This is a genomic window from Acinetobacter sp. SFA, from assembly GCF_001647535.1.
Taxonomy (GTDB): Bacteria; Pseudomonadota; Gammaproteobacteria; order Pseudomonadales; family Moraxellaceae; genus Acinetobacter; species Acinetobacter pecorum.
In genome coordinates this window covers 234,224-252,509 of record NZ_LSZI01000012.1, presented here as the reverse complement: position 1 = coordinate 252,509, position 18,286 = coordinate 234,224, and the positions used below count along the sequence as shown (strand labels likewise).

The 18,286-nt window shown below is 38.4% G+C and carries 19 protein-coding genes and 1 pseudogene; 10 read left to right on the top strand and 10 right to left on the bottom strand.

All coding sequences use genetic code 11. From position 1 onward, the window contains the following. Nucleotides 1–33: 33 nt before the first annotated feature. A complete protein-coding gene (locus AY607_RS06335; RefSeq protein WP_171255290.1) occupies nucleotides 34–477 on the bottom strand; it encodes a hypothetical protein in 444 nt (147 codons plus the stop codon). Between the two features lie 316 nt (nucleotides 478–793). Here AY607_RS06335 and AY607_RS06330 point away from each other — a divergent pair, with 316 nt between their 5' ends. Then, entirely contained in the window at nucleotides 794–2,224 is a 1,431-nt protein-coding gene (locus AY607_RS06330) for a diguanylate cyclase (protein WP_064102086.1), read from the top strand. 49 nt (nucleotides 2,225–2,273) lie between these two features. Further along, nucleotides 2,274–3,764 carry an amidase gene (locus AY607_RS06325; protein ID WP_064102085.1) on the top strand — a complete coding sequence of 497 codons (1,491 nt, stop codon included), beginning with the start codon at nucleotides 2,274–2,276 and terminating at the stop codon, nucleotides 3,762–3,764. 16 nt (nucleotides 3,765–3,780) lie between these two features. Here AY607_RS06325 and AY607_RS06320 read toward each other — a convergent pair whose 3' ends face one another. The 4 genes and pseudogenes from AY607_RS06320 to AY607_RS06305 all read right to left on the bottom strand — a co-directional run bounded on the left by AY607_RS06320 (nucleotide 3,781) and on the right by AY607_RS06305 (nucleotide 6,784). Next, nucleotides 3,781–4,947, bottom strand: a complete 1,167-nt coding sequence (locus AY607_RS06320) for an MFS transporter (protein WP_064102084.1) — start codon at nucleotides 4,945–4,947, stop codon at nucleotides 3,781–3,783. A gap of 460 nt (nucleotides 4,948–5,407) precedes the next feature. Beyond that, nucleotides 5,408–5,596 (bottom strand): annotated as a pseudogene (locus AY607_RS06315) (I78 family peptidase inhibitor); the annotation flags it as partial. Nucleotides 5,597–5,930: 334 nt separating this feature from the next. Then, the gene (locus AY607_RS06310; RefSeq protein ID WP_081408801.1) at nucleotides 5,931–6,245 is read right to left on the bottom strand and encodes an I78 family peptidase inhibitor; all 315 of its coding nucleotides are present in this window, start codon (nucleotides 6,243–6,245) and stop codon (nucleotides 5,931–5,933) included. Between the two features lie 254 nt (nucleotides 6,246–6,499). Further along, on the bottom strand, nucleotides 6,500–6,784 hold the full coding sequence (locus AY607_RS06305; RefSeq protein WP_064102083.1) for a hypothetical protein: 285 nt from the start codon (nucleotides 6,782–6,784) through the stop codon (nucleotides 6,500–6,502). A 396-nt stretch (nucleotides 6,785–7,180) separates the two neighbouring features. On the opposite strand from AY607_RS06305, the gene AY607_RS06300 reads away from it, so the two are divergent. The 4 genes from AY607_RS06300 to AY607_RS06285 all read left to right on the top strand — a co-directional run bounded on the left by AY607_RS06300 (nucleotide 7,181) and on the right by AY607_RS06285 (nucleotide 11,109). Next, nucleotides 7,181–7,396, top strand: a complete 216-nt coding sequence (locus AY607_RS06300) for a hypothetical protein (protein WP_064096117.1) — start codon at nucleotides 7,181–7,183, stop codon at nucleotides 7,394–7,396. Between the two features lie 155 nt (nucleotides 7,397–7,551). After that, complete coding sequence (locus AY607_RS06295) at nucleotides 7,552–8,694, top strand: catalase family protein (protein WP_064102082.1); 1,143 nt, start codon at nucleotides 7,552–7,554, stop codon at nucleotides 8,692–8,694. A 173-nt stretch (nucleotides 8,695–8,867) separates the two neighbouring features. After that, entirely contained in the window at nucleotides 8,868–10,106 is a 1,239-nt protein-coding gene (locus AY607_RS06290) for an alpha/beta hydrolase family protein (RefSeq protein WP_413772519.1), read from the top strand. Between the two features lie 367 nt (nucleotides 10,107–10,473). Beyond that, nucleotides 10,474–11,109, top strand: coding sequence for an SOS response-associated peptidase (locus AY607_RS06285; protein WP_064102081.1), 636 nt, complete (start codon nucleotides 10,474–10,476; stop codon nucleotides 11,107–11,109). Between the two features lie 41 nt (nucleotides 11,110–11,150). Here the strand turns inward: AY607_RS06285 and AY607_RS15045 are convergent, their stop codons facing one another. After that, nucleotides 11,151–11,297 carry a hypothetical protein gene (locus tag AY607_RS15045; RefSeq protein ID WP_171255284.1) on the bottom strand — a complete coding sequence of 49 codons (147 nt, stop codon included), beginning with the start codon at nucleotides 11,295–11,297 and terminating at the stop codon, nucleotides 11,151–11,153. A 972-nt stretch (nucleotides 11,298–12,269) separates the two neighbouring features. Here AY607_RS15045 and AY607_RS15040 point away from each other — a divergent pair. Further along, nucleotides 12,270–12,572, top strand: coding sequence for a hypothetical protein (locus AY607_RS15040; RefSeq protein WP_171254942.1), 303 nt, complete (start codon nucleotides 12,270–12,272; stop codon nucleotides 12,570–12,572). Nucleotides 12,573–12,960: 388 nt separating this feature from the next. Continuing rightward, complete coding sequence (locus tag AY607_RS06275) at nucleotides 12,961–13,305, top strand: hypothetical protein (RefSeq protein WP_064102080.1); 345 nt, start codon at nucleotides 12,961–12,963, stop codon at nucleotides 13,303–13,305. Between the two features lie 107 nt (nucleotides 13,306–13,412). Here AY607_RS06275 and AY607_RS06270 read toward each other — a convergent pair whose 3' ends face one another. Together AY607_RS06270 and AY607_RS06265 are read right to left on the bottom strand one after the other, a co-directional pair. Further along, a complete protein-coding gene (locus tag AY607_RS06270; protein ID WP_064102079.1) occupies nucleotides 13,413–13,691 on the bottom strand; it encodes a hypothetical protein in 279 nt (92 codons plus the stop codon). A 602-nt stretch (nucleotides 13,692–14,293) separates the two neighbouring features. Beyond that, the gene (locus AY607_RS06265) at nucleotides 14,294–14,524 is read right to left on the bottom strand and encodes a hypothetical protein (protein ID WP_064102078.1); all 231 of its coding nucleotides are present in this window, start codon (nucleotides 14,522–14,524) and stop codon (nucleotides 14,294–14,296) included. A gap of 253 nt (nucleotides 14,525–14,777) precedes the next feature. Between AY607_RS06265 and AY607_RS06255 the strand changes: the two genes are divergently transcribed. Together AY607_RS06255 and AY607_RS06250 are read left to right on the top strand one after the other, a co-directional pair. After that, on the top strand, nucleotides 14,778–15,254 hold the full coding sequence (locus AY607_RS06255; RefSeq protein ID WP_064096108.1) for a CinA family protein: 477 nt from the start codon (nucleotides 14,778–14,780) through the stop codon (nucleotides 15,252–15,254). A 104-nt stretch (nucleotides 15,255–15,358) separates the two neighbouring features. Then, nucleotides 15,359–15,979 carry an aminotransferase gene (locus tag AY607_RS06250; RefSeq protein WP_081408800.1) on the top strand — a complete coding sequence of 207 codons (621 nt, stop codon included), beginning with the start codon at nucleotides 15,359–15,361 and terminating at the stop codon, nucleotides 15,977–15,979. Between the two features lie 66 nt (nucleotides 15,980–16,045). Here the strand turns inward: AY607_RS06250 and prpC are convergent, their stop codons facing one another. Together prpC and prpB are read right to left on the bottom strand one after the other, a co-directional pair. Further along, on the bottom strand, nucleotides 16,046–17,185 hold the full coding sequence (gene prpC / locus AY607_RS06245; protein ID WP_005246530.1) for a 2-methylcitrate synthase: 1,140 nt from the start codon (nucleotides 17,183–17,185) through the stop codon (nucleotides 16,046–16,048). Nucleotides 17,186–17,189: 4 nt separating this feature from the next. Then, a complete protein-coding gene (gene prpB / locus AY607_RS06240) occupies nucleotides 17,190–18,074 on the bottom strand; it encodes a methylisocitrate lyase (protein ID WP_064102075.1) in 885 nt (294 codons plus the stop codon). Nucleotides 18,075–18,286: the final 212 nt, after the last annotated feature.

Genomic DNA, 18,286 nt, shown 5'->3' with positions numbered 1-18,286 from the left:
GCTGAATGACAGCGGTTTTTTATTGTTTACAATTTAAGGCAATACGCGTCTGAGGACGGCAAAACATTGCTCGGCTTTTTCATTGGCGCAGAAATTAATCGTATAAGGGTTTTGCCATTTCACAAAATACTGTGAAATTTCACCAGATTGGTCAACTTGGTTACCCGAGCAGTCTTTTTCATTATTATCATATTTCACTTGCAGAATTAGTGCGGGAATCTGCTGCGAAGGGTCTTGTGCGGGTTGATAATCATATAATCCTGATGTCCATTCGTCGCCACTTTTGATCACAACATTATTATTTCCCTTAAAATTATAATATTCGATGCACTTTTTATTATTCGGAATTTCCATCCCCCACAAACCGACAATTTCCGGACGGGTTTTAACAGTAAAGGTATTTGGAATTTCAGCAGTTTTAACTGGAGTATTCTCTGGTTTTTTATTTTCTGTCGCCATTAGCCAAGGTGAGCTCATGATTAAGATAAGGCTAAGACATGTTTTTTTCATATTTACTGGCATCTTTTTAACAATTAATTCTAAATTATCATATTTATTGGGATCATGTCCCGCTCTAACGCAATTTCAATACAGAGTCAGAAACTATTTATCACATTGTTTAAAAACATAGATTTCTTTTCTGATTTTTTTTGTATATATTTCGTATATAAGAATCTTAATAGTTCGTATTAATAACAGATTAATCAAACAATAAAATCATATTTTGGGTCAAACTTAGTTGCTAAACAAAGTGATCATTCACACTTAAAAATTTGAATATAGGACTTTAAATTTGCAATTAGCTCGAATAACAGAAAAACAATTAAATCATGAAACTCATGCTTATTTCGTTATTGTTTTTGCTGTTTTAGTATGTTGTCTTATTGGGATCGCAACCAGACCGCTAGAGTATCTGGCCTTATTATGGCCGGCGAATGCGGCCTTGCTGGCCCTATTTTTACGCTTTCCACATTTAAATAATCTGGGAGGCTGGTTAGGCGCGTTCAGTGCTTTTATGTTTGCAGATCTGGTCACCGGGAATGGTTTACTGCAAAGCCTGTTTCTTACCCTTTCCAATTTGATCAGTACCATTGTTTCGATATTTTTTATTCGATATTTCAAGATTAATTACAAATACTATAATACCGGTTATACCTTCGTTCATTTATTTGGCATCTTCGCTTTTGCAGGCTGTCTGGCCAGTGCTGCCTTTGCAGTTCTCACCTTGCCTAATCTACCAAATTCATTCATGACTAAAGAAAATTTATGGATTGATTTTGGTCTGTGGTGGACTGGTGAAATGGTGAATTATATCGTGTTTCTCCCTTTAATCTTGGCATTCCCAAGAATAAAAGACCTGCAGCATCTATTTAAAAACCGTCGTCAAAAACGTAATTATTTCAGCTATTTTTTACCGGCATCTTCAGTCGTGGCCTGTGTCATCATTACCAATATTTTTGCAGGCCCGGGTGCAATGCTCTACCCTTTGGCTGCACTGATCTGGGCTGCATTGACATATCGTCTGTTTACCATGACGATGATCAATGCTTTTGTCATCATTTTGACCTATTACAGCCTGACACAGTTTTATGCAACCAATCACACCATACTGGCCGATTCCACGATTTATATTTCACTGCGGATCGGGCTGTTTATGCTGGCCTTATCTCCGCTCATCCTGTGTATTATCAGCCAAAACCGCAATGAACTGTTTAAAAGGGTTCTATATCTGGCTAATCACGATAGTCTGACGCGAACCATGAATCGTCATTTCTTCTTTAAGAAAGGTGAATATTTACTGCAATATGCCAAGACGATGGAATTTTCAGTGATCATGCTGGATATTGATTATTTCAAACGCCTGAACGATCATTTTGGCCATCATGTCGGTGATAAAGTCCTGCAACACTTTGCACAAATTGTACGTAACAACTTACGTGCCCAGGATCTATTTGCACGCATTGGCGGAGAAGAATTTGTACTCTTACTCTGGAATACTGAACCTTCAGAAGCCCGCATCATTGCAGAACGGATTCGAGACCTTGTGGAGAAAACCCCGATGCATCAATCAGATGGCTCATCTTTGTATATTACAGTGAGCATAGGCATCACCCACCAAAATGAACCCAACTCCCAAGATCTGCAAAACCTGATTAATATTGCAGACCAAGCCCTATATCAGGCCAAACATCGTGGGCGCAATCAGGTGGTACTTGCATCTTAAGTATAAAACCTCTACAACCTTAAAACAGTATCAACGCTAGGGAATGGCAATGAAATTAGAAGAATATCTGCAATATGACGGTCTAGGGCTCGCTGAACTGGTCCGCAATAAACAGGTACATTCAAGTGAACTTTTATCTGCTGCTTTGGAACGTAGCTCAATTGCCAATCCCGAGCTGAATGCAATTATCATCCCGATGCATGAACACGCGTTAAAACGTAGCCAGCAAAATCTGTCTGGCCCTTTTGCCGGTGTACCTTTTCTGGTCAAAGACCTGTTTCAGGAATATGCAGGCTATCCGACTTCTTATGGCTGTCAGGGTTTAAAACGGATTGGTTATATTGCTGAGACCAATGCCGAGATTGTCAATCGCTGGGAAAAAGCCGGAATTGTGACCTTTGGACGCACCAATACGCCTGAATTTGGCATTAAAGGTATTACTGAACCAGATGCCTGGGGTAGCTGTAAGAATCCGTGGAATTTACAGCATAATAGTGGCGGCTCTTCAGGTGGTTCGGCTTCTGCTGTGGCAGCCGGAATTGTGCCAATTGCGGGTGCTGGTGATGGTGGGGGCTCGATCCGTATCCCTGCCTCCTATTGTGGTCTTTTCGGCCTAAAACCGAGTCGTGGCCGTACACCTTGGGGACCACAAATGAGTGAAGCCATGCATGGTGCCGCAATTCAGCATGTATTAACCAAAACGGTGCGTGACAGTGCTGCAATGCTGGATGCTACTCATGGTGAAGATCATAGTTCACTGTTTAAAATTCAACGTCCTCAACATCATTATCTGGATGTGATTCAGCAGCCACCCAAGAAGCTGAAGATCGCGTTTAGCACTTATTCTACGATTGGCACACCTGTCTCTCAGGATGCAATTCAAGCTATCAAACATACAGCAAAACTACTAGAGTCTCTGGGTCATGAAGTGATTGAAGACCGTCCAGCGATTGATGGGATGCAGTTGGCCAAGGATTTTATTACCACATGGTTTAGCCAGTTTTCTTTCATGCTGGATGAAATCCAGAAAAGCTATCCGTCTAGATCGAATGATTTTGAACTGGACTCTTTGGCACTGGCCGCTTTCGGAGCCAAGACCAGCGCGCTGGATTACATCCAGAACCTTAATAACTGGGGTCAGTATGTAACCCAGATGAATCATTTCTTTGATGATTATGATCTGTATTTGACGCCTGCAACGGCGACAGTGGCTCCGAAAAATGGTGAGGTCAAAACACCTACTTGGCAAAAACCAATTTTAAAAGCTTTATTGAATGTGGGTAAAGCCCATTTGCTGGCACAAGGTAAACTGGTCGATAAAATTGTTAAAGAAAATCTGAAATGGGTGCCCTTTACCCAGCTCGCCAATATTACCGGCCTTCCGGCGATGTCAGTACCGCTGTACTGGAATGACCAGAACCTGCCGCTCGGTTCACAATTTATTGCGCCGTTTGCACGTGAAGATCTACTGCTCCAACTGGCAGCCCAACTGGAGCAGGTACAGCCGTGGTTTGGGCAATACTCAAAAATCCGTATTTAATGTCAAGATAATATGTTCAAGCCTGTTTTTGCAGTTCGACTTTGTTAGGCAACCCGAAAACCAGCAATAAACCTGACAAGGTCGATGCCGCAGCAGCGATAAAGATAGATGTTCCGCCTATTTGATCCCAATAATGACCAGCCAGAATACTACCACTTGCTACCCCGATACCCCACATAGTGCTATAAAGTGCCTGTCCACGTCCTTGCTGACCTGCAGAGAAATTCTGGAAAATTACCCGCATTGCGATCATATGAAACAAGCCAAAACTGAAAGCATGAATCGTTTGAGCAAAAAACTGTGCCAGGAATGAGGCAGGAAGCATCCCGACCATCCACCATCTCAATCCGGTCATTAATAAACATACTGTGACCAGATGACGCCATGACCAGCGTGTCAGAAAGAATGTTGCATAGGCAAACATGATAATTTCCGCAATAACTCCGACTGACCACAGCAAACCAATCTGGCTGGTACTAAATCCAGCCTGACTTAGATAATTGCTATAAAAACTATAAAACGGTGCATGCGAAAATAACAGAATTAATTCGATCAGAAAAAAACTATACACGACAGGACGTTTGAATATCGGCCATAAAGGTTCCAGCTGTTTCTGTGCAGTGGGTGCCGTCCTTGGTTCTTTAATAGTAAATGACCAGAGAAAGGCCAGAAATGAAATACAGAGCAACAAGACTGGCAACATGCTGATGCTGATAATTTCAAAGACGGTACCTAAGCCGAATACACCGATTATAAAACCGACAGATCCCCATTTTCGTACTTTGCCATAGAGTTCTGCTCTTTTTTCTCCGAGCCAGAACAAGGTTACGCCTTCAAACTGAGCCAGAATGGCATTCTGAAAAAAACTGAAAATCAGCATCAGTAAGGCTACAGATTGAAAGCTATTCGGAATAATGAAAATCATAAGCCAGATACAAGCTTCCATCCAGGTGGCTATACGCACCAGCAGCATTCGCTTACCCGACTTGTCTGCAATCCAGCCCCAAATCAACGGCGCAAAGAACCGGGTAATAATAGCAATAGAGGATAAAATCCCGATTTCCTGATAATTGAAGCCCTGATCTTCAAGATACAGACTCCAAAAAGGCAGGAACGCCCCGACAATTGCATAGTAAAAAAAGTAGAATCCACTGAGTCTATGCTGAATTGCTAGAGCTGGCATAGATATCTATATCCTTGTATTTTCAAAACTTGCAACTTACTAAAAGTGGTTCTTAACTGCACTGAATTGACCTTATTTTGCATTTCTACAATCTACAAATTTTATTTTTGTAGATTCCTTTCTAAATTGCTAATTCTTATAATTTTATCACTCTTGGAATTTTATATAATTCTTTTTAAAAATAATTTGGGATTCATAGATCTCGTCATTTTAATCAGTGATCTACGATATTTAAATATGGAAATTTATTTTGAATATGCACTTGATCTTATTTGGCATGAATTCAAATTGCCGCTTTTTCACATCTGAATAAGTTAGGTTAGCAATGGTTGTGATTGATGGCGAGATTTCTTCTTGGATAGAGGCTTATGGGTTAGGGTTTTAGATTAATGAGCGTCCATAAATTGCCACCATAAAAAAACCATCCGAAGATGGCTTTTTGTTAATCAGTCTTGAGTTATTAGCCACAAGATGCTTGAACGATAATTTTAGTTTGTGGATCAGTAACTACTGTAATTCTATTTGAACGGTAATCTAAAGTTACCGGCTGGCCAGGCGCCACCATACGTACAATTTCAGCTTTAGTCTTTGCCTTAATTGTCGCTTCAGATAAACCAGTTTGCCCAACAAGTTTTGCTGCTTCATCAGATATACAGCTGCTCATAGTATTTCCTTGGTGAGGAGGCATCTGTTCAGGATTATTTGCACATGCTGTCAATGCGACAGCAACTAACATTAAAGATAAATTCTGGATAATTTTCATAAAATTTTGTCTTTTCAGGATAAAAAAGTAATCATACAGAATATGATAGCCTCGACTACAGGCTTAACAACAATCTCTATACATTCTATTTAAACAGAAAGCTTAATAAAAAAAGTATCTTGCTTTCAGCTTGATGATTTGGCGAATTTCGTATTTTTTTAACAGTTATAATGGACATAACCTCCCGAAGAAGATTCTGTAGACTATTGCTTTTTAGTTTTTAATCACAAAATGCCTTAACAATTTTTTGAGTTTGTGGATCAACAATTACATTGATTCGTCCTGGATGATAATCCTTAGTGATAGGTTGACCCGGTGCAACCAGTCTAACAATCTCAGCATTTGTTTTTGATTTGATATCAGCTTCACTTGCTAATGTCTTACGTGCTAATTTAGCTGCACTGTCAGGTACGCATTTTTTTATTATTTCAGGCTTGTGAATGGCTTCTGTATCTGGAGTTCCGGCACAAGCATTCAAGGACACTGCTGCGAGAATAAATGATAAATAAATTTTATAAGCTTCTATCTTTAACAAATAAAAGTAGGATCATATCTAAGACAGACGGTTTATATGAGCCTTGCTTTATCACCAATCTTAATACACATTATGAAATAGAGATTTAAAAACAGAAATTAAAACCTTGATTTTTTAACAGGAAAAAAATACCTCCTAATAAAAGAGGTTTAAAATAGAGAGACCCTACTGCTATATGACCTATCTATGAGTTTTATAAAATTCTGTCTTTTAAAGATGTTAAATATTCAATTGCTAGTAATTTATAATGATTATTACAGCCTTTTAAATTCGCCAATTAAATCAAAAAGATATTCAATATATAGCTTTTTATTAGATATTTCAGGCATATCGAATACCCAATAGGTTCTAGACCTAGATCTGTATTTGAATCGTACGGTCAAAGTCTTAATTTCAATAAGAGCTGCTTCATTCCTTAATTTTGTATACAATGATAAGTATTCTGCAAGAAATTTCAACTTACCGTTTATGTCATGCGTAGCTGAACCATGCACCTTCAGAGCTTCATCATATACTAAAACCAGTGTTTCCTGTGTCATGTGAATGCCTATATCTTCTGGTCGAATTAATAAGCATTAAAAGATAAAACAGTTTTAGATTTTAAAATAGTTAGAAAACGTATTTAAACCTTTACTTTACGAAACTTAAATTCACATTTTGTTCGTATTAAAAAAGCCCAATTAATTCCCCTAAATTAAGTAGACTGGATTTTCACTATAATTTTATTTTTATTTTCCATACAAACTCATTATGGAAGTAATTTATTTTTAAGCATACATCACCTTAATTGTATTTTCATCTCAATAATCTATCAATGTGTACACAAAAAATTTAATAAAAACAAGCTATTCAGTATATAGTTCTAGGTGAATATTACATAATATTGGATGATGATAAACAGTGAAAATATAAAACCAAGAATCAGGAGATACATAATGAACGAAGCATACATCTACTGCGATAGAAAAATTATCAAGTGTTCTATTTGTGAAGCACAGGATGACTATAGCTTTAATGATACTCAGCAATTTTCTATTATTGCTGCTGCAGAAGGCAAGCAAACTCATGGGCGCTACTCTATTGAAAGTATCAAGTGCAAGAACTGCAATAAAGTGGCAAAAAACAGTCAGGATCCCTATTTTTATTATTAAGTTGAATTAAAAGTAAAAACCTACTTTGAAATAGAGCACCTCATAAAGAATGATAATCAAACAAATATGATCATTATTATAGGTCTAAAGGGCCTTCAAAGAATTTCAGATCATAAGTTAAAACTAACTTTAGCGGTATATCAAGGAGATACTCAATGCCTGACTTTATAAGAGCTGTAGGCTTGGGCCTACTTTACCTCCCGCTGATGACCATCAGTATCTTTAACACTATATATGCTGATACCTCGCCTATAACCCCTGAATCTCCCAAAGGTATCGCTTATCCCAATATAGATCGTGGTTTAAATGAAAGCCTTTATCCTGATGAAGAAATCACAGCTAAAAAGATCGCAGACATTATTGAGAAATCTATTCAGAAAGAGTATTCCACCGGTATCGCGCTACGTGATGCACACCCTAAGGCACACGGTTGTGTACGCGCAGAGTTCAAGATAGATGAAGCACTTCCCAAAGAGTTGGCACAAGGTGTTTTTCTTCCCGGAAAAACCTATCAAGCCTGGATTCGTTTTTCTAATGGATCTAGTAATGCTAAACAAGCAGATATTAAAAAAGATGCCCGTGGCATGGCAATAAAGCTTTTGGCAGTACCGGGAGAAAAACTTTTAAATCATGATGAAATGTCTACTCAAGATTTCATCATGATTAATCATCCGGTTTTTTTTGTGAATGATCCAGCTCGTTATATGGCATTTATGCAGGATATAAATAGTGAAAGCTTTCTCAAAAAATTGCATACCCCTTTTGCATTAGGGGCTAAAGGAACCTGGATTGCCTTAAATACAAGAAATAAAATTTCTAATCCTTTGCAAACCCGATATTGGTCCATGGTGCCCTATCAATTAGGAACAGGCAGTGGTCGTCAAGCTGTAAAGTATTCAGCCCAAGCATGTTCAAAAGGAACAGATCCTATACCCTATAATCCCCACAATAATTTTCTAAGAGAAAATCTGCGGAACCATTTGCAAAAAAGTGAGGCATGTATGGAGTTTTTGGTACAACCCCGAACATCAAACAGCATGTCGGTCGAAGATTCCATAACCGAATGGCCAGAAAGCCAGGCACCTTTTTACAAGCTAGCGACTATTCATATTCCTCAACAGGTTTTTGATACGCCTGAACAAAACAAATTTTGTGAAAACCTCTCCTTTACGCCATGGCATACAGTACCGGAACACAAACCTCTGGGAGGAATAAACCGGATGCGAAAGGTGATTTATGAGCGTATCAGTCAGCTTAGACATGAGATGAATGCTACTAAAAGATTAGAACCACACTGAAAACTAAATATATATGAATTATTAATTAAATTATAACTTAAACTAAAATTAGAGCGATTATTGCCCAATTTATTAAATTTAGCTTAATAATTTTAGTTTACAAAGTTTGTTAATAGTTAATTTAGAAACATGGCTAGGACTGCTATATTAAAAATGAAATTATAAAAATTGAAATGGTATCTGTGATGAAAACAAAAAGTCCTCTCCTGAAAATTATAGTAGGCTGTGCAGGCTTAGGCTCTGCTTATTTGCTCGCCTCTCCTGCTATTTCCCGGAAATGCAAGAATCAGGATTCCCAGAAATGCAATCATCATAATTGTGATATTGCCGCGAAGACCCCCGGAACTCTACTCGCTATCGAGGAACAAAGTACTGATTTATTTCCCCATGCCGCCCAACGATTTTTAATCACCTATCGCAGCCGTGGTATACATTCAGAACCCATTGTTGTCTCCGGATTTGTCTTATTGCCACAAGGCAAACCACCTAGAGGTGGCTGGCCCGTTTTAGCCTGGGCACATGGCACCACCGGAGTGGCAGATACCTGTGCCCCCTCTGGTGATTATGTCGGTGGACCCGTACATGCCTATCAAGAGCTTGCTTCCAAACCACTTGATGCCTGGCTTGCCCAGGGCTATGCAGTAGTTGCCACCGATTATCAGGGCTTAGGTACACCCGGCAAACACCCCTACATGAATGCACAGAGCCAACTGCATACTGTGGTTGACTCTGTAAGAGCACTTCATTTTTTAAAGCCTTATCATTTTAGCAGGAAATGGTATGTCATGGGTCACAGTCAGGGAGGCGCTGCTGCCCTAATGGTAGCTGCACATGGGCAAAAAGATGCACCTGAGTTAAAGTTACGTGGAGCACTGGTCGTCGCCCCAGGAGGATATCAATATGAGGGAATTGCTCAATACGCAGCCTCGCATCCTCAAATCGAAAAAAGTGTGGTTGCATTTCTTCCTATCGTTCTTTTAGGTGCTGAAGCCGCGGATCCTAGCCTCAATATTATGAATTTATTGAGTCCTGAAATGGCCCAGATTGTTAATTATGCGCGTAATCATGGCTTATCGGAATTACAAGCCGATGTGAAAGAAGCACCTCAAACAGTTTTCAAACCCGATGCAGATCTTAATCCCTTAATAGAATACTCGAAAAAACAATCCATCGAAAATATGATACCTACCGTCCCTGTAATGATAATTCAGGGTAATAAAGACCAGATTGTAGATTATCAAGGTACTCATGCCTATTATCAGCTGATGTGTACCAAGCAAAAGCCGATTGCATTTAAAACTGTTGAAGGTGCAGATCATCATGGCTCTTTAAGACAAAGTCAATTTATGGTCGAAGACTTTATCAACTCAGTTGAACAAGGAAAATTTATGAGTACTTGTGAGACAAATTAATGTTCATATTTTTGTCGATTAGATATTTGTGATCACGGTAACTATATGAAATCTATAAAATATGCAGTCTGTTACTAGACTGCATAGCATTAAAAGTTTAGCTATTATGGCCTGAGTACGCCATTAACACGCTTATCGCAGTTAAGCTGTAACGAATATCGAAACGTAATATTTCATTTATTTGAGATTAATTCGGGCCTGCTACAGGCCAATTAACTTTAATTGATCCAAATTTTATTCCTTCGCAAACGTGTAGCTAAAGCAAGTATTAGAGCTTTTGCTGAAACTCATAATTTTGATTTTTGAGTTCCCCATTTTGATTCCTTAATTCTTTAGCAAACAACAATGAGAATGAAAGAGGTTCTCTATGTGCTCGAACTATGAATTCCCTTCAAAAAAACGTCTTTCCTTACTAGATATTCATGAAGAACAACTGGAACTCGGAATAAAAACGCATGTTTATCCATTAGCACCCGCCCCAATCATTATGCGTGGTGCGGACGAGTTTGATCTGGATATTGCACGTTTCGGACTGGTTCCATCTTGGGCAAAAGAGTTGAAATATGGCAGACATACCTACAATGCCCGGAGTGAAACAGTGGCATCCAAACCAAGTTTTCGACATGCCTGGAAAAATAACCAGTTTACTTTAGTCCCAGTCGATACATTCTTTGAGCCTAAATATATAGACGATAAACCACACTGGTTTGGTATTTCACGTGAAGATGGTCATCCTTTCACAGTTGCAGCAATTTATGAGGATGCCTTGATTGAAGGTGAGAAAATCAGATCCTTTTCGATGCTTACCATAAATTCGGATCAGCACCCATTTATGAAACAGTTTCACAAGCTGAATGATGAAAAACGTTCGATTATTGTGATTCCTGAAGAATTACGACACGACTGGCTCAACTGCGACCATGAACAAGCGCATAATTTTTTCTTTGAAATGAAAGATGAATTTATAGCAAGGCCTAAAGAGCAAGGTTTGTGGACCAACTGAAAAGCCCTAAACCAAGTTAGGGCTTTATTCATATAAAATACTTATTTCTGCTCTCTCAATGGATTTTCTGGCTCGGCATTGGGTTTTTTCTCCGGCTTGACATGCTTATAAGATTCCTGATTCCCTTTATCGTCATTTGATTCTTTTTGTGGATTTGATTCCTGCTTTTGCTCTGGCTTATTTGTCATATATATCTCCTCGATCTGTTTACTCAAAATAAATATGACATCTGACAATAAACATCAATGTTATTTATGTTTCTACATTATAGAAATTTAATCTCTTCAGCAGGTACTCACTTCTCACAGCACCTGTCACACATAAGTTAATAAGTCTCGATAGCTGATTGGAGGATAATACCGTATGAGAATATAAACTTACTTATTGGTTAATAGAGAGTCTTGGCGGTGTAATTAAAGGATTCAGACGACCCCTGTTTTTTGAATATTTTGCTAACGTGTGTTATTCAATATGTCTGAAATGCGATTACGTCACCACCTCAGATAAGTCTGCTTGACTGACTTTGTTGTTTCCACCAGAAAGACAGAAAATGTGGTGCAATAATGGCCAGCAATCAAAAGACTGTTTTAAGCATCACATTTACAATACTTCTTTCCCATGGCCTTTATCATATTCATGGAAGAAAAAACATGACGAATATAAATTTATCTTGCCGGATACATAAGTATCGTAATCAACCAAATCTTGTTTTCACCGAGACCAAATACGAAAATCTTCCAACCTTATCTCTATTATAAGGAAAATTTCATCAGTAAAGCCCTCGCCACCTGGTGATTGAACTGGGAAGGCTTTACGTTTATTGTTGGAATATTATTCAATATTTTTCAAGCAATCACGACACTCTTTTATTTCATCATCATCACAGGTGTAATCGATTTCAGTTGCACCATGAAGACCAAATAAACAAAATATAAATTGCATCATGTTTTTCTCCTTTTATATAAATCTCGATTCTGAATCGAGCTTTATTGCTTCAAATATAAAATGATCCAATACATCATGATTTGGATCAGCTGAATAAGCTGGAACGACTTCGCTACTCTGCTCCGTATTTAGGTAAATTAAAGCCTTCAGAGCTAAGTCCGTATAGGTTCTTCAGCTTTAGTCATCTGGTCCTTTTTACAATGATCACTTTTACAATGCTCGTTGCTCATCATCTGACACATTTTTTCTTTGCAAGATTTAAAACAACAGCCGACCATCACGCCCATGCCAAATGCGCATATACATCTCATCATAGCTTTGTCCTGTCTTTTCGTGAAAAGAGATATATAAATAACATCTATTCATGTATTTCTCTTGAGAGAATTTTCATGCTTTATGTTGTGAATGAAAACTTATGTGAACAACAGGGGCGAAAACTACAATCAGTATCAAAAAAGAAGATTGTTGCGAAAAAGAAAAAGCCTGTTCAACTCTCCTCAATTGAACAGGCTTTGTAATATGCTGATTTTTAATTATTTAAATTAAGTTTTTTAGAATGACGCCAAGATATCACTAGCCAACCACCCAATCTGTGTAGGATATATAGATTCAATGTTTCCAAATGTGAAATATTCACTATTTCTGTTAAATAAATGTCTGTATTTTAGGCAAAAATATTTTCACCCCTCAAATTTGACCAATAAACATCCAAATATTAAAGATGATCAATTCAAATAAATATTAAAAAGCTTGGTTCAAATTTTGGGAGAAGATTCTCATTTTTAAAATACTTGCTACTAACTATATATAGTTTCTCAACAACTTATAAAATTTGCAGATGGCTGCTTTCTTTTTCGCTATTTATCTCTATAATTTTTCATATAAGGCATATCAACATTTAGCACTATGAAAAAACGCATACTGATTACTGTCTTGATGAGCGTGGCAATATGTGGTTGCCAAAAACAACAAGCAGAGAGCTCAGCCAAACCTGATTCAAATATCAGAGCACAGTTTGAACAGTCAGATAACCAGCTCAGTGTTTATCTGGATAAACTAGATTCTTCAACAATTAGTATAGAAGAAAGAATCCGCATCCTCTGTAACCAGTATCCTGAAGAATATAAAAATAATTACATGCCAGCACTACTACAACTTGCCCCTCAGGAATATACAGAAAAGGATCTACTCCAAGATCTAGACAATGCGCTGAATTTCTACAAGCAGAAAGCTAATATTCAGTGTTCCTAGTTGATATATTCAATTTTATAAGAAAAAGTAAATGCATAAAAAACCGCCTTATTCAGGCGGTTTTTTATAAATAGCGTATATTCTGGAAAGAATTAACGCTTTATTTTTCACTCATCTTGTTGATTTCGTGAATTTTGTTGTTGCTGGTTACTTTTTTGCTGTGGCTGTTGTTGCTGTTGGCCTTGCTGGTTTTGTTGCTGATTGCGCTGCGGTTGCTGCTGTTGTTGCTGATTACTTTGACTCTGCGGCTGTTGTTGCTGCTGGTTGTGTTGTTGCTGATTTGGATTTTGCTGGTTATTTTGCTGACGCTGTTGATCTTGATTGCGTTGTTGATTTTGCTGTTGCTGTTGTTGGTTCTGTTGGTCTTGCTGTTGGTTATTAGCCATGGTGGTATTCCTTACTATTTGCTTTAAATTAAAAGCCGATAGAGTTTCGACTTAATAACCACTCTACTCATTTTTTAGATTTATCCAACCTTTGACCTGTTACAGTTTAATTCAATGTAAAAAATAGTAAGCTAAGTAATTGAAGTGGAGATTAATGAGCAACATAAATTACCTAATATAATGCAAAAGAAACATAAGGAAAGATATAAAAATCAAAACTATTATCCAATAAAAGAAATAACTTAAGCTCTGTTTTATATATAGAAAAATTGAAAAATATTATTAAATACAACTTACCATAACTTATGCTTTTGATATTTATAAATATATAAAAAAATTTATCTTTTGCAATATTTTTTGAAAATCGAATTAAATATTCATAATCCATTTTTTAAAATATTTTAAACACATCTTAATACGATAATTAAAATAATTTCCTCAATAATAATTTTTGTTTATAGATTTTATCTTGATTTTGACTTAAATAATTTTTTCTTTTTTTTACTATTAATTTAGGTAAACTCATTGTTTTAAATTATCTTTATTAGATCACTTCTATATAATAAGTCTCCTTTAAGGAGACTTATTAGACTCATTTTTTATTAGATATTGACCACTTTAACAATAATAGTCTGAGTATCTTCCTGCTCTTCAGCTAGATGTAAACGTTTAAGCTCCTTGCTTATCACCTTAAACTGTAAGTTCTGATAAGAAAGCGTGCTTGGAATCTGATCAAAATATTGACCATCAGCATCGATTTCTTCCTGAAATAACGGTGTTCCCAATTGATAGTCAAGACTTTTCAAGACAACATATTTTACTGTGGTTTGCATTCCAACGCCCTACTTTTACTAAGCACTTTATTTTTATTTTTACCACTGTTCCGCTTGAGAAGAAACCTCTATTTATGAAAATAGCCCAAGCTTTAACCACTCAGACTATAAAGTCCAAACAACATGAAATTACACTTATCTCTGAAAATAGTTTTAATTTTCATAAAAATATAAATATACTTGAAGTTAATGGATGGAAAAATCTGTCTAGATTGATCGACAATCACTACTCCCACAAAGAAATAGAGAGACTATGATAAAAACCTGTTGCAGCTTACTCGAAGAGAAAAATATAAAAATTGCCTTTATCGAAAGCGCAAGTTCTGGATATCTCAGCAGCCAGTTCTCCATCTGTAAAGGTGAAGGTGCCGAAATTCTGCTTGGTGGTTTGATCTGCTACGATGTAAGTGTCAAGACTTCAGTATTGGGTATCTCTAAAACCTTGATTAATAGTCATACTGCCGAATCTATGCCGGTAACTGTTGCGCTGGCGGAAGCAGGTAAAAAAATGTTTCGTAATGCTGACTGGATTATCGCCTGTACCGGATTGCTTAAACCAGGTGGTAGCGCGACACCAGAGAAACCGGAAGGAACATTTTTTGTGGCCATTAATGATGGCACGCAAATCCATCAGTTTCAGTATTATCTCAAAGGCTCACCACTTGAACGCCTCAACAAACTGTCGGCAGCGGTTGCACATGACATGATCAATCTGCTGAATAACCGCTAAGCTTTCAAAGTTACTGTGTAGCCTAAATAAGCTTCATTATTTCTACCGTATTTTAGGATAGATTGGCATGATTAGTTGCCAATCTATTTTTTTTTGAGAGTGGAATGACCATGAATATTAAAACCGCACTGCTTCTGCTCCCTCTTAGCTTGCCCGGTCTGGCTTTCGCTACAGTAGGCGGCCCACAAAATATTGAAGTTTTAGGCTATGAAGTCAAAGAACAAAAACTTTATATCCTTCGTCATTACCTTGATGGTCGTGGACGCTTGCCTCAACTGTATTATTATAATTTTAAATCTAAAACACCGAATCAGCTGATTCAGGTCAATTCCTTATATATCAATCCTAAAACCAAGCGCATCGATTATGATCAGGATAGCCGCAAGTTTGATCAGGACATCGCTAAAATCAAAAAACGTTTAGTCCCCTTGAGTCCGATTCAAAAATCAAAACCACAGCTTACGGTGTTAAAGACAACAAAAGGTAGCGCGCCTGCCTGGCATGATCCGAATGAAAAAGTGCCAAAATGGACCTATCAATATCAAGTGAAATCTGGCGCACAAAAAAGCCCGGTTCAGCAAGCAGTCAGTTATCAGCAAGGCTTGAAAATTAGCCAAGCCTATAAAGTTCCGCGACAGAATAAAACTCTGGTAACAGTAAAATACTTAGGCATTCCTTTTGAAACAGGTTATAGCATTGAAGATCCGGCACTGTTAAGCCGATAACGAAACCGATAAAAAAAATAAGGTCTCAATTGAGACCTTATTTTTTATTTTTACCACAGAAACAGATTAAGCTGCGGTAGAACGTTCAGCGATTGGCACTACTTTACGCAACTCTGGCCCGGTATAGTCTGCGCTTGGACGGATAATACGGTTGTCTGCACGTTGTTCCATCACATGCGCTGACCAGCCTGTCACACGTGACATAACAAAGATTGGGGTAAACAGCTTGGTTGGAATACCCATGAAGTGATAAGCAGATGCATGGAAGAAATCCGCATTACAGAATAATTTCTTCTCACGCCACATCACTTCTTCGCAGCGCACTGAGACTGGATACAGTACCGTGTCACCGACATCTTTGGCTAAACGTTCAGACCAGACTTTGATGATGCCATTACGCGGATCATTGTCCTTATAGATCGCATGCCCGAAGCCCATGATTTTTTCTTTACGTTCCAGCATACCCAGCATTTCACGTTCAGCTTCTTCAGGCGACGTCCAGTTTTCGATCATGTCCATTGCAGCTTCATTGGCACCGCCATGTAAAGGGCCACGCAAGGAACCAATTGCGCCGGTAATACAGGAATGCATATCGGACAGCGTTGATGCACACACACGAGCGGTAAAAGTCGAAGCATTGAATTCATGCTCTGCATACAGAATCAAGGAAACATTCATTACCTGTTCATGTAGCTCATTTGGTTTTTCACCATGCAGAAGATGCAGGAACTGTGCACCAATTGAAGCATCGTCAGTATTTTCTTCAATACGCACGCCGTCATGGCTATAACGATACCAGTAACAAATGATTGCCGGCAAAGTTGCCAAAATACGGTCTGCGATATCCTGTTGCTGCTCAAAAGACTGCTCAGTTTCAAGATTTCCCAGCATGGAAACACCAGTACGCATCACATCCATTGGGTGTGAATCGGCAGGAATACGCTCAAGCACTTCTTTTAACGCCTGGGGTAAAGTGCGTAATGATTTCAGTTTAGCTTTATAGGCGGCCAATTGCTCTGCTGTCGGCAATTCGCCAAAGAAAATCAGATAAGCGACTTCTTCAAACTGGCAATGTTCCGCCAGATCCTGCACGTCATAGCCGCGATAGGTCAGGCCTGCGCCACTTTTGCCTACTGTTGAAAGTGAGGTTTTACCTGCCACTTGTCCGCGCAATCCTGCGCCGGTGAGTACTTTTCCTTCAGCCATTTTTTTAATTCTCCTGTTTAAACAGTTTATCTAATGTGTCTTCGAAGCTGTGATAATCTAAAAATTCGTAGAGTTCTTTTCGTTGTTGCATGAGATCCAGAACATTTACCTGAGTGCCGTGTTCACGTACCGACCGCATCACCTCAAGTGCGGCTTTTTGCATTGCACGCGTCGCTGACAATGGATACAGCACCATGCCAATACCCTGCTCCGCCAGTTCATCAACTGTGTAATACGGTGTATCACCAAATTCGGTAATATTCGCCAGGACGGGCACACCGACTGCATCACATACTGTACGGTACATGGTAATATCGGTCATTGCTTCGGCAAATATTGCATCAGCACCGGCTTCAACACAGGCACAAGCACGATCAATCACGGCTTGCAGGCCTTCTTTTTGCAGCGCATCGGTACGCGCCATTACCACAAAGTTTGAATCGGTTTTCGCATCTACAGCCGCTTTGATACGATCGACCATTTCCTGTTGCGATACGATTTCTTTATTTGGACGGTGACCACAACGTTTCTGTGCAACCTGGTCTTCAATATGAACTGCAGCGGCTCCTGCTGCAATCATCTGCTTGATCGTGCGGGCAATATTTAATGCACCGCCCCATCCGGTATCAATATCGACCAATAAAGGGGTATCGACACGCTCGGTAATGCGGCGTACATCTTCAAGAACATTATCCAGGCTGGTCATACCCAGATCAGGCAAACCATAAGAATAATTTGCGACTCCGGCACCTGATAAATAAATGGCTTTATAACCGACCTGTTTGGCCATCATGGCAGCATAGGCATTTACCGTGCCCATAATTTGCAATGGTTTCTCGACTTCAAGTGCTTGTCTAAATCTTGAACCTGCAGAGATTTGTTCTGTCATCTTCCTTTTCCACAGTCTTGGCTATAATTATTGAAATTCGAGTATACCCATTTGGTTTGCTCATTCCATAACCCGATAGAACAAATACTCTAAAACTTTAGTCAAATTTTCAAGTTTTGTTCTCACTAATTTTTTAAATACTGCACCTCTCTGGTGCGATTATGAAATATGCGCATATTTTTGTTATGATGGCAGTTCAATCCTTATTGACA